We start from the raw sequence: 12,860 nt of genomic DNA, 5'->3' as shown, positions 1-12,860 counted from the left end.
GTATTGGCTGTTTCGTAATGGGCTGTTTCGTTTCGATGAGGTTATTAAAGCAAGCCGATCTGGCAAATCTGAGCGCAAAAAAAGGCAATGTCATGATCAATTGTGGCAAAAAAATGGCAATTGCTCCGATTCTGTCTGCAAGCCTTTTCTATCAGCTAGATTGTTGTATAGTCAGCATCATTAACACGCTGTATGGGTTCTAAGCCATGAAAAAAACAGGTACTAGCTCATGAAAAAAATTGTCATTGTCGAAGATGAAAAAGCCATCCGTGAAAACTATATCGATGTACTAAAAAAGCATGGTTACGATGTACAAGGCTATGACAACCGCCCTGATGCGCAGGCTGCTTTTGAATCAGAGCTGCCAGATTTGGCCATTATCGATATTGGCTTGCAGGATGAGATAGATGGCGGTTTTACCTTATGCCAATCACTCCGTGCGCTATCACCGACCTTGCCGATCATTTTCCTCACCGCCAGAGACAGCGACTTCGACACGGTATGTGGTTTGCGTATGGGCGCCGATGACTACCTAACCAAAGATGTCAGCCTGCCCCATCTGATTGCCCGTATTGCGGCACTATTTCGCCGTAGCGATCTGATGCTGCAACCCACCGAGAAAGTAGAGCTTATTCAACACGGTGATCTTTCCATCGATAAAAACAAAATGCAGGTCTTTTGGCAGCAGCACCTTGTTGAATTAACTGTCACCGAGTTTTGGATGGTATATGCACTAGCTAAGCGTCCAGGTCATGTTAAAAGTCGACACGACCTCATGGACGAAGCGCAAGTAGTGGTTGATGACAGTACGATTACCTCCCATATCAAACGAATCCGTAAAAAATTCATGCAGTTCGATAACAAGTTTGACTGTATCAACACGGTTTATGGCATGGGCTACCGCTGGGGGGCTTAATGCAAAAAAATTTATTACGAAAGCTCTCAGCTATCGACCTTAAACGACTAAAGCCAGTCTGTGGCCTACGCACAAAAATCACCTTAATTGCCTGCTTATTACTGACGCTCCCTTGGATTGGCTATAACTACATCCTCGAAATGGAAAAGCTCTTGCGCCAGGGCCAAGAGCAAACCTTAGTGGGAACCACAAGGGCCGTCGCCACTGCGCTGAATGAGCGCCCTAACCTATTTACCGACCAAGCCAGTTTTTTGCAATCGGTGCAAAAAGGCCGTGATCTTTATGCCTACGAACTAAGATCGGCAATCAAACTCGACGGACAGCTCAATGACTGGTCAGATTATTCCGAACAAGTTGTGCATTATGGTAGAGAGTATGTTCAGTTCAGTCGCTGGCCGTACCAACGAAGCAACCTTCGCTTCAACCATATGGTCGGAAAATACGATGGTTATCTATACGCCATGTTTGAGGTGAAAGATAACAAACCCGTTATGCGCCGAAAGGGCTCAGCACGAGTCGATAGAAATGATCATCTGATCATCGCAATAACCACACCCAGTGGTGAATTTCATCGCTATGTCATTTCCGTCTATGAAGACGGATGGTTCAATGCCTGGCAGATCAATGGAGACATCACTAACCCGGCCGATTTAGCCCTTGAAAGCCAAATCCAAGGGTATTGGCATACCACCGACAACGGCTACAACATTGAACTGCGTCTTCCTTTAGACATGCTGGGCAGCAAACTGGGTTTTGCCTTTTATGATGTTAATAACACCAGCAACCGTGAGATTGACACCATTATTGGCACATCGAACACCAACCAAATGAGCAAGCTCGGCACCGTACTTATCCCCTCACCAGAAATTGAAAATATCCTCAAAGGGATGGGACACACCAGTTCACGTATTTGGGTCATTGATCGACACCAGCGGATCTTGGCCCAAACTGGTGATATTCAGGAGTCAAACGGTGTGTGGTCGTCCTCCGTCAAATATGACGATGAAACTGATTCGTGGTGGGCATCGCTAGAGCAAAAATGGCTCCACCCGTTGTACTACCGCTACCTTATCAATGAGCCCACCGCATTTCATGATGCGCTCAAAGATGCGGCCAAGGTTGAAGGGGTGCATATATACCAGGCCCTTCAAGGCCGTGGGTATTCGCTTTGGCGCCGTTCTAATGACGGCAAAGCCATGATTTTAGCGGCCGCCTACCCTATTTGGTTAGGTGACAACGTAATGGGTGCTGTTGTTGCTGAAGAATCGACCATTGGTATTCAAACGTTACGTAACCGTGCCCTTGAGAAGTTACTCAATGCACTCATCGCTATTATTGTGGTTGGCACCCTAACCCTGTTCTTATTCGCCTCTAATATCTCAAGAAGAGTGAGAAAGCTTCGTAATGAAGCCGAGAACGCCATTGATAGCCAAGGTAAAATTCAGCACACTATTACTGCATCGACCGAGAGCGATGAAATTGGCGACTTAAGTCGCAGTTTAGCGGGTATGGTCAGCCGATTGGGTCAATATAACCATTATCTTGAGAACCTCTCGTCTCGCTTGTCGCATGAGTTACGCACACCGGTTGCGGTCGTTCGTTCTTCTATCGAAAACCTGTCAATGCAAGATCAAGATGAAGATTCTAAACGCTACATAGAACGTGCACAGGAAGGAATTCAACGTCTAAATACGATTTTATCGAGCATGACAGAAGCCACCCGCATAGAACAAAGTTTGCAGGGTGCGGAAAAAGAGGTATTCCCGCTCAATGAACTGGTTGAAGGGTGTATGCAGGGGTATCAGATGGCCTATGAGAACCAAAGCTTCAGGGTCGATACAGGTAACGCCCCTGTACTGGTTGATGGTGCACCAGATTACTTGGCACAGATGCTCGACAAGCTGATTTCAAACGCCGTCGACTTTAGCCAGAATGAGCAGCCTGTTCAGGTGACATTGTCACAGAGAGATTCTCAGGTTTGCTTGATGGTCAGTAATGAAGGTCCACTTCTTCCTGATGATATGGGCGATCAGCTACTGAACTCTATGGTATCCGTTCGTACTCAAAGCCAACAAGACAAACCACACTTAGGGCTTGGGTTGTTCATAGCACGCTTGATTACCGACTACCATCAAGGAAAGATTCTGCTTAGAAATCGCAAAGATAAACAAGGTGTTGAAGTCTGCGTCACGTTTCCTGTTGCGACGCCAAAAGGAGCATCAAAAGACTAGGCCATAACAGCAGCGGTAAACAAACCAATTGCCGCTGCTATTGCTACGATCGCTAACACGATCTCGAATAACATTTCTCGCATATTTAATTGCTCACGAACAAACAATGGAAACTTAGTCAAATATTGCCGCATAACCATATAACTCATAAGATTTAATGAAAGCAGAATAGATTCATCAGCATGATGAAGAATAACCTAGCTATCATTAGTTGATAAACTCACCTTATAGATAGTACGCCTACCGGCTAAATATAAGCTGAACAGTTGAATGACGAGCCATTGATTTAGCGAATATCTGAAACAGAAAGCAAAACACTTAAGCCATTGTTTTAATGTCATTTAAAGTCAAATCCAAACGCTTCAGCCAGGACACTGAAAAAGAACACAGTAATAAAAAATATGAATAACACAACCTGACAGCTTTCATTCAGCAATGAATAAGAAAAAACATAGACCAAAAGTCGTTACAATAAAATATAGAAAATAACCTCATCAATATTATCTATTAACAGAGCTTATTAATTTATTCATTTGCTTCATTCAATGAATCAGCATTCTTTTCCTCTTCCCGCCATACGTCACTTTTTGCATCACTTGTCTTAGCAAAAATTTCCAACTCTTTTTGCTCTATAGCCTGATATTGTTTTTCGCAGACTGAACGCGTGATCTTGTCTGTACCATAGGAAGACATACAACGGTCCATATACTCATCAAACCCCATTAGGAAAGATTCCGCAGAGATGCTGAACGAGGTTATCATCATCAAAGCAACTAGTGATACTGGGCGCTTGTGGAAGTGAGTCTTATGGACATTACAATTATTCATATCAACCTCAGCTGTATTGGCTGTGCCTTTCCTATAGCAAAGTTGATTTCTGAGTATTTTTCCAACCAGACTTTGAGATAAATAAAGGAGCCAGTATGGCTCCTTTATAAATCAATAAAAAACTCATTTCATATCAATACATTATTAATATTATAATTATTTAACCACGGTAATAGTTCTGAGGAACAAAGGGCATTTTTTCTACTGTCATCGGTAATTTCTTGCCACGAACTTCAGCAAAAATTTCAGTGCCAATCACAGCGAAATCAGTTTGAACATAACCCATTGCTACTGGTGCCCCTTTTGTTGGGCCAAAGGTGCCTGAAGTCACAATACCAATCTCATTACCATCAGCATCAAACAATTTGCTACCTTCACGCACAGGGGCTTTAGACTGACCCTGTAAGCCAATACGTTTACGAACAATATCTTTCGTTTTAATCTGCTCAAGAATGATATCAGCGCCGGGGAATCCACCAGCACGTTCACCATCAGCTCGACGTGGCTTACTAATACCCCATAGCAAGCTTGCTTCTACCGGTGTTGTCGTTGTATCGAGGTCGTGACCATACAAACACAGGCCACACTCAAGGCGTAGTGAGTCACGAGCACCAAGGCCGATCCATTCCACTTCCTCCTGACCCAATAACTCACGCGCTAGCTCTTCAGCTTTGTTGGCAGGCACAGAGATCTCATAGCCATCTTCACCGGTGTAGCCTGAACGGCTAACCAAACACTCAATGCCTAATAGCTCAACCTTGGCGGCATCCATAAAGACCATGTCACTAACAACAGGGTTCAAGCGTGCCAGCACTTGCGCAGCTTTTGGACCTTGCAATGCTAGAAGTGCGCGATCTTCAATAATTTCCATAGTGACATCATCAGGAAGATGCGCTTGGATGTGTGCAATATCTTGTTCTTTACATGCCGCGTTAACAACAACGAACAGGTGATCACCAAAGTTGGTTACCATCAAATCATCAAGGATTCCGCCCTGCTCATTGGTGAAGAAGGCATAGCGCTGCTTTCCTGCCGGAAGATCAATAATATCGACAGGAACTAGCGACTCGATAACTTTTGCTGCATTTTCACCATGAAGACGCAATTGCCCCATATGGGAAACATCGAATAGACCAGCCGACTCACGGCAATGGATATGCTCTTTACGTACACCCAACGCGTATTGCACTGGCATATCATAACCAGCAAAAGGCACCATCTTGGCCCCCATTTCAATGTGAAGTGCGTGTAGTGGTGTTACCAGTAGTTCTTGTGACATACGATTTTACTCCATACACCGCGAGCAAAGCGGCGATACTCCATATCAGCTGTTACAACCATGTTAGACATGGTTTCTTATAGTAAACAAAGTTTCCTATCATTCAACCGTGCAACATCACACATTTGAACCACAGGTTAAAGTTTCTCGAATTAACATTTTTTCAAAACAAGAGGAACCTATTGTTAAGTTCCTCCTTTCGACTTGCGGCACATCAAATGTTAAAACCATCAATAGCGTTAACAATCAGAGCATCACTATATGACCCTGAAAAACCGAGACACTGGCAGCTAAACAAGCTAAGAACAAGACGTGTTTACTGCTCTGAACAGATTCGGGCCTCACCCAGCCCGTGACGGCGTCACTTATGAAGCGGTCACCCACAATATCAAAGCATCGTCTTCGCTAAGAGAAGTCAGCATGTGTCCCATATTGGCATCGTAATAAACTGAGTCACCTTGGTTTAATGTGACCGGTTCATAAAACTCTGAATAAAAAGTAATATCCCCTTCGAGTACCAACAGAAACTCTTCACCATCATGACGGATCCAATCGCTGTAGTCTTCAAAAGCCCGTGCCCGTACTTTTGATTTAAAGGGCATCATCTTTTTATTGGTCAACTGAGTAGCCAAAAGCTCATGTTCATAAGTTGTGGTTGGGTGCGGCTTACCCTGCTCTTTTCGAGTAATATCCCTGCGTCCTGTGGCTTTCAGTTGCTTAGGTGGAGCAAAAAGTTGTGGAATATCAATCTCCAACCCACTAGCGAGCTTTTGCATCGCCTGAAAGGTTGGTGAAATTTGCTCATTTTCAATCTTAGATAACGTAGAGCGAGCCAATCCAGTCCGCTTACTGGCTTCTTCAAGCGTCAAGCCATGCGCCATACGGATTTCCTTGAGCCTTTTTCCTAATTGCATTGGCTCAATTTTGTCTGCCTTTTCAGATTCAAACTCTTTCACGACGGTCATAGATGGGTATACATCAACCTGTTGTTCGTCACTCATTACGTCCCTCCCTGGTAACGGCGTTCATTTCATTCTGGCATAGAGGTCCGGAAACTTAAAAGCTCATCGGTAAAAAAAATATGACCAATGCATCATATTTGAAATTTAGTTTCCTAAAGGAAACAGGCCGATTTTCAACCAATCACACTACCCAATCTCACAAAGATACACTCACAATCAGCCAGTTCACACACCTATTTGTAAATGCTCTGTAGAACGTCTCGACCCCATATACAACAAGGAATAAGACACACATTTAACTTTTTTGCCACAGTGAATTATTCAGTATTCTTTAGAAAAAAGTTAACACCATATTAGAAATTTAGTTTGCAAAAGGCAAACGTTTGCGTAAAATTATGACCATTAAAGTACATGATATTCCACTATTGGAAATTTTCGTTTAATCGGCTATTTATAGTAAGGCATGTTATGCAGTTGTTAGGGGTGATGCGGTACTCAACACGTATTACTGATAAATAGCAACGTTTAACAAGGACTATCCATAACAACGATATACGCTTTGGCTCGGAACAAGGGATACCTTTAAGAGCGCGATTAGAGGATAACGCGAAATGAAAGCTTCATACCAAAACCACGATTTAGAAGTGTTCTTCTCAACCCACCTTGCTGAGGTTGATGGTGCAGTAAACGCTGGCATTGCCGCCGAACTAGCCCGCCAAAACCAGCAGATTGAGTTAATTGCCTCTGAGAACATTGTGTCAAAAGCGGTCATGCAAGCCCAAGGTAGCTGTCTAACCAACAAGTATGCCGAAGGTTATGCGGGACGCCGTTATTACGGTGGTTGTGAGCATGTCGACGAAGTTGAACGCATCGCTATTGCCCGCGCCAAGCAGCTTTTCCAATGTGAGTACGTTAATGTTCAGCCACACTCTGGCGCACAAGCCAATGGTGCCGTAATGCTGGCCCTACTTCAGCCAGGTGACACTATCTTGGGTATGTCCTTGGATGCGGGTGGCCACCTAACACACGGTGCGCGCCCTGCTCTCTCTGGCAAATGGTTTGATGCTGTTCAATACGGTGTCGATAAAGAGACTTGCGAAATTGATTACGCGCAAGTACGTCAGATTGCTATCGAAAGCAAGCCGAAAATGATCATTGCCGGTGGTTCGGCCATTCCTCGTGTAATCGATTTTGCTAAGTTCCGTGCCATTGCCGATGAAGTGGGTGCATTTCTCATGGTGGATATGGCCCATATTGCTGGCCTTATTGCTTCTGGCGAACATCCTAGCCCTATTCCTCATGCCCACGTTGTTACGACGACAACGCACAAAACATTGCGTGGCCCTCGTGGCGGCATGATCTTGACCAACCACGAAGACATCAATAAGAAGATAAATTCAGCGGTATTCCCAGGCCTTCAAGGCGGCCCGCTAATGCACGTTATTGCGGGTAAAGCCGTTGCTCTAGGTGAAGCGCTAGAGCCAGAATTTAAGTTATATATCAAGAATGTGATCAACAACGCGAAAGTCTTGGCCGAAGTCCTGCAAGCTCGCGGTTGTGACATTGTGACTAACGGAACCGACACCCACCTGATGCTTGTAGACCTTCGTCCAAAAGGCCTTAAAGGTAACCAAGCAGAGGAAGCGCTCGAGCGTGCCGGCATTACCTGTAACAAAAACGGTATACCTTTTGATCCTGAAAAACCAATGGTGACATCGGGTATTCGTCTAGGTACACCTGCTGGCACAAGCCGAGGCTTTGGTGCTGACGAATTCAAACAAATTGGTCAATGGATAGGCGATGTACTTGACGGTTTGGCAGCAAACCCTGAAGACAACAGCGCTGTAGAGCAAAAAGTGAAGCAACAGGTTCAGAAGCTTTGCAGCCGCTTCCCTCTTTACCAATAAGTTAACAAGTACAATCTGTTTTATTGACCTCGTTTTTTGACCTAGCGGCCGGCACCGACCGGCCACTGAAACAATTAATAAAATCTGCGGAAAGATTGCGCAAGGAGTTTTTAATGGAAAATACACTGAAGTTCGCTGAAAGCCACGAATGGGTACTAGACAATGGTGACGGCACTATCACTATGGGTATATCTAACCACGCTCAAGGCCTTCTAGGTGATGTTGTATTTGTTGACCTTCCAGAAGTTGGCGATTCAACAGAAGCAGGCGAATCTTTCTCTCTTGTTGAGTCAGTCAAAGCTGCATCTGATATCTACGCACCTGTTACAGGCGAAATCGTTGAAATCAACGAAGAGCTGGAAGACAGCCCAGAGCTTGTAAACGAAGAACCATACGAAGGCGGCTGGATTGCTAAAATCAAAGTTCAGGATGTAGAGGAACTCTCTAAACTGATCGACGGCGAAAAATACCTTGCGACCATCGACGAAGACTAATTGAGCCGGGCTTTCAGGTTATTTCACCTGAAAGCCCTCATAACATGTAATAGCTCAACTACTCGATGACCATTAACTATTGCAATATGCTCAATGCAATAGGTAGTAACTGTTCAGGAAAGAACCATGACCGACATGACTCTTCTAAATGCATTAAGTGACGATATGGAATTTGCAGGCCGCCACAATGGCCCAGATTCGGTACAACAAAAAATCATGCTGGAAACCATCGGCGTATCAAGCGTTGATCAGCTAATCGATGAGACGGTTCCGGCAGCAATTCGCCTACCTGAGCCTATGCAGCTCGACCTGCCTCAAAGCGAAGCGGATATGCTGGCCTCACTTAAAGCTATTGCCAGCAAGAACATCATCAACCGCAGCTATATCGGTCAGGGTTACTACAACACCTTTACTCCGAACGTTATTCTACGCAACATATTGGAAAATCCAGGTTGGTACACCGCTTATACGCCTTACCAACCTGAAATTTCCCAAGGTCGTCTTGAGTCACTGCTTAACTACCAGCAGATGATCATGGACCTGACCGGTATGGAGCTAGCCAACGCATCCCTATTGGATGAAGCAACCGCAGCGGCTGAAGCGATGACTTTGTGCCAGCGTGCTAGCAAAAACAAGAGCAAGGCGTTCTTCGTTTCTAACGAATTGCACTCGCAAACCGTTGACGTTGTCCTGACTCGTGCTGGTTACATCGGTATTGAGATCATCCGCGGTGATATTCTAGATCTCGATAAACACGACGTATTCGGTGCTTTGGTTCAATACCCTGGAACAACCGGTAATATTCAAGATCTGACTGATATTATCGAAACCGCACACGCCAAGAAGACCTTAGTGGCGGTGGCATCAGACCTTCTCGCACTTACCCTACTAAAAGCGCCGGGTGAAATGGGCGCAGATGTCGTGATTGGTTCAGCACAACGCTTCGGCGTACCGATGGGCTTTGGTGGCCCACACGCTGGCTTCATGGCAACGAAAGATAAACATAAGCGTACAATGCCTGGCCGTGTTATTGGTGTGTCTAAAGACTCCCGTGACAACCAAGCACTTCGTATGGCAATGCAAACCCGTGAGCAGCACATCCGCCGCGAAAAAGCGACATCGAACATCTGTACCGCTCAGGCTCTGCTTGCCAACATGGCTGCATTCTATGCGCTATACCATGGTCCCGAAGGCCTACGTAAGATCGGCCACCGCGTACATCATCTAACGGCAATCCTAGCTGCTGGCCTGCGCAACTCGGGCATTGAACTAGCAAACGACAGCTTCTTCGATACCCTAACTCTGAACACAGGCAAGAAAACCACTGAGTTCTACAACAAGGCACTTGATGCGGGTATCAACCTACGTAAGTACCCAGCTTCTAATGAAAATAGCGGACAGCTAGGTATAAGTATCGACGAAACCACTAAAGTGGCTGACATCGAAGACCTATTGGCAATCTTCAGCGGTGACAACCTGAAAGCATCCATGTTCACTGCAGACATCGCCAGTGACGAATTTGCGGCTATCCCAGAAAGCTGCCGTCGTACCAGCCAATACCTGACACACCCAGTATTCAACCAATACCACAGTGAAACGCTTATGATGCGTTACATGAAGAAGCTGGAAAACAAAGATTATTCACTGACCCACGGCATGATCCCGCTGGGCAGCTGTACCATGAAGCTAAATGCTGCAGCAGAGATGATCCCGGTCACTTGGCCTGAATTTGGTCAGTTGCACCCATTCGCACCTGCAGACCAAGCCAAAGGCTACGCTGAGCTAGCCGATAACCTATCGACAATGCTGTGTGAAATCACCGGCTACGATGCGTTCTCACTACAGCCTAACTCTGGTGCTCAAGGTGAATATGCCGGTCTTATCGCTATCCAGCGTTACCATGAAGCCAATGGCGATGCACACCGTAATGTTTGTTTAATCCCAAGCTCTGCTCACGGTACCAACCCAGCATCTGCTGCCATGGTATCGATGAAGGTTGTGGTTGTTGGCTGTGATGACCAAGGCAACATCGATGTTGACGATTTGAAAGCGAAGATCGAAAAACACCGTGATAACCTGTCATGCATCATGATCACCTACCCTTCTACCCACGGTGTCTATGAAGAAGCCGTACAGGAAGTGTGTGAGCTTGTTCATGAGGCTGGCGGTCAAGTGTACCTAGACGGTGCCAACATGAACGCACAGGTTGGCCTAACTAGCCCAGGGTTCATTGGTTCTGACGTTTCTCACCTGAACCTACACAAGACCTTCTGTATTCCACACGGTGGAGGTGGCCCAGGAATGGGACCTATCGGAGTTAAATCTCACCTTGCCCCATTCCTCCCGGGTCACGTTGAGAACACAGAAGCAGAGCAGCAACAATACGCGGTATCAGCCGCAGATCTTGGTTCAGCGTCTATTCTGCCAATCTCTTACGCTTACATTGCAATGATGGGTGAAACGGGACTGACTGAAGCAACCAAGCTAGCGATTCTGAACGCTAACTACGTGATGGAGCGTCTACGTCCGCACTACCCGGTTCTATACCGTGGTACTCATGGCCGTATTGCACACGAATGTATTATCGATATTCGCCCAATCAAAGAAGCGTCAGGCATTTCAGAAGAAGATGTTGCCAAACGTCTGATGGACTACGGTTTCCACGCGCCAACCATGTCGTTCCCTGTTGCAGGCACGCTAATGATTGAGCCAACGGAATCAGAAGACATTGCCGAGCTAGATCGCTTCTGTGATGCGATGATTGCAATCCGTCATGAAATCGCCCGTGTACAAGACGGCGAATGGGATCTACAAGACAACCCGCTGGTTAATGCGCCACACACTCAAGCCGATATCATGGAAACCGAGTGGAACCGCAGTTATAGCCGCGAGCTTGCTTGCTTCCCATCGACACAAACCAAAGACTCGAAGTACTGGCCAACCGTAAACCGCGTTGATAACGTGTTCGGTGACCGTAACTTGGTATGTTCTTGCCCAAGCATCGAGAGCTACATCGAAGACTAGGGTTGTTGATCATGTCATATCAAGTTGGATAACAGCTTATACCAATCTGGATAAGTAGTTGATCAAGTACTTGCACTGGAAAAATCGTTGTTATCAAGGCAGATATTGCAGTAACTAGTGGCTCTAATTACAAAATATCTAACGTAGAGAACAGCGATTTTAACCTGCAAGACTGATCAAATATTAATGTAGGTTGGTATTTGATAAGAGCAGAAGAACAAAAGCGAACCCAAGTAGGTTCGCTTTTTATTTTTCAATTTTTTCCTTTGATGAAAAGAGGCTGAGAAATTCCAGATAATCTCTGCCATTGCAAAGCAACCAATTTACCGACAAAGTAGTGGTCAACTTAACCCATCTATTATATAAACCTTCCCTCTTTAGTACATCAGGGCCCTTAAATGTCTATATCTGACTCCTCTACGAATGAAATAATTGATACTTTTGTGGCACCTGAGTGTCTGGCTAGGGTAAAGATCCTTTATCAAGATAATGATATTTTATTGATTAACAAGCCGAGTGGTTTGTTAAGTTTATCGGGTAAAAACCCGCTTAATTGGGATTCAGTGCATTACCGTTTAGTTAACGGTCAAGACGCTACGCAGACTAAAAAAGCAACGCCTGCTTTTGAGGATGCTAAGTTACCACATCGGCTAGATTTAGGAACTTCTGGCATTATGGTGGTGGGGCTTAACCATGCTGCATCTAAGAATCTGAATAAACAGTTTCAAGCACGGACGGTACAAAAGCGCTATCTGGCTATGTTAGCGGGGTGGGTTGAAGCTGACGGTGGTCAAATATCTGCCCCTATTGCTAAAGATAAAACGTTGTTTCCCCGTGTAAAGATTTGCCACTGTACGGGGAAAAGTGCCATTAGTGACTATCAGGTAATTAGTCGATTGGGTAATCCCCCTAGAACGTTAGTGCAATACACCCCCCTTACAGGTCGCACCCATCAATTGCGGATCCATAGCCTTGAAATTGGCCACCCTATTTTAGGTTGTGATCTTTATAACAGCCCTAATATCAGCAACAGCTCTGAAGCTAATGACGTCTCACAGCGCTTAATGCTCCATGCCAGCGATATTTACTTCACTCATCCAGTTACAGGCGAGCCTATCCATGGTCATAGCCCAAGTCCATTTAAGTGATAAATGTCACGTCTACACTTATTTCGAGTTTGTGCGCTCAAATTTTCAGTGTTCCGAACTTATGCGCAGAT

General features: G+C 45.3%; 9 protein-coding genes. 6 read left to right on the top strand and 3 right to left on the bottom strand.

Annotation, left to right across the window (positions count from 1 at the left end; translation table 11 throughout):
* Positions 1-229 precede the first annotated feature (229 nt).
* Positions 230-916 (top strand): proteobacterial dedicated sortase system response regulator, encoded by a 687-nt coding sequence (pdsR, locus tag NHN17_RS02085; RefSeq protein ID WP_255040455.1) that lies wholly within the window; start codon positions 230-232, stop codon positions 914-916.
* Positions 916-3,147: a proteobacterial dedicated sortase system histidine kinase gene (pdsS, locus tag NHN17_RS02080; protein ID WP_255040453.1), complete on the top strand. Its 2,232-nt coding sequence runs from the start codon at positions 916-918 to the stop codon at positions 3,145-3,147. Before pdsR ends, pdsS begins: the two co-directional genes overlap by 1 nt.
* Before the next feature lie 525 nt (positions 3,148-3,672).
* On the opposite strand, the gene NHN17_RS02075 is transcribed toward pdsS, so the two are convergent.
* The 3 genes from NHN17_RS02075 to NHN17_RS02065 form a co-directional block, all read right to left on the bottom strand.
* Positions 3,673-3,840: a hypothetical protein gene (locus NHN17_RS02075; RefSeq protein ID WP_255040452.1), complete on the bottom strand. Its 168-nt coding sequence runs from the start codon at positions 3,838-3,840 to the stop codon at positions 3,673-3,675.
* 295 nt (positions 3,841-4,135) lie between these two features.
* Positions 4,136-5,254: a glycine cleavage system aminomethyltransferase GcvT gene (gcvT, locus tag NHN17_RS02070; RefSeq protein ID WP_255040450.1), complete on the bottom strand. Its 1,119-nt coding sequence runs from the start codon at positions 5,252-5,254 to the stop codon at positions 4,136-4,138.
* Between the two features lie 365 nt (positions 5,255-5,619).
* A complete protein-coding gene (locus tag NHN17_RS02065) occupies positions 5,620-6,255 on the bottom strand; it encodes a helix-turn-helix domain-containing protein (RefSeq protein ID WP_255040449.1) in 636 nt (211 codons plus the stop codon).
* A gap of 572 nt (positions 6,256-6,827) precedes the next feature.
* Between NHN17_RS02065 and NHN17_RS02060 the strand changes: the two genes are divergently transcribed.
* The 4 genes from NHN17_RS02060 (at position 6,828) to NHN17_RS02045 (ending at position 12,789) form a co-directional block, all read left to right on the top strand.
* The gene (locus tag NHN17_RS02060; RefSeq protein WP_255040448.1) at positions 6,828-8,123 is read left to right on the top strand and encodes a serine hydroxymethyltransferase; all 1,296 of its coding nucleotides are present in this window, start codon (positions 6,828-6,830) and stop codon (positions 8,121-8,123) included.
* A gap of 113 nt (positions 8,124-8,236) precedes the next feature.
* On the top strand, positions 8,237-8,617 hold the full coding sequence (gene gcvH / locus NHN17_RS02055) for a glycine cleavage system protein GcvH (RefSeq protein ID WP_255040447.1): 381 nt from the start codon (positions 8,237-8,239) through the stop codon (positions 8,615-8,617).
* A gap of 126 nt (positions 8,618-8,743) precedes the next feature.
* Positions 8,744-11,641, top strand: coding sequence for an aminomethyl-transferring glycine dehydrogenase (gene gcvP / locus NHN17_RS02050; protein ID WP_255040446.1), 2,898 nt, complete (start codon positions 8,744-8,746; stop codon positions 11,639-11,641).
* Positions 11,642-12,039: 398 nt separating this feature from the next.
* Complete coding sequence (locus tag NHN17_RS02045) at positions 12,040-12,789, top strand: RluA family pseudouridine synthase (protein WP_255040445.1); 750 nt, start codon at positions 12,040-12,042, stop codon at positions 12,787-12,789.
* The last annotated feature ends 71 nt before the right edge of the window (positions 12,790-12,860 follow it).

The sequence above is a fragment of the Photobacterium pectinilyticum genome, from assembly GCF_024357955.1.
In the GTDB taxonomy this organism is placed as follows: Bacteria; Pseudomonadota; Gammaproteobacteria; order Enterobacterales; family Vibrionaceae; genus Photobacterium; species Photobacterium pectinilyticum.
The sequence above is the reverse complement of the archived record's forward strand: the minus strand, read 5'-3'. Positions and strand labels throughout refer to the sequence as shown.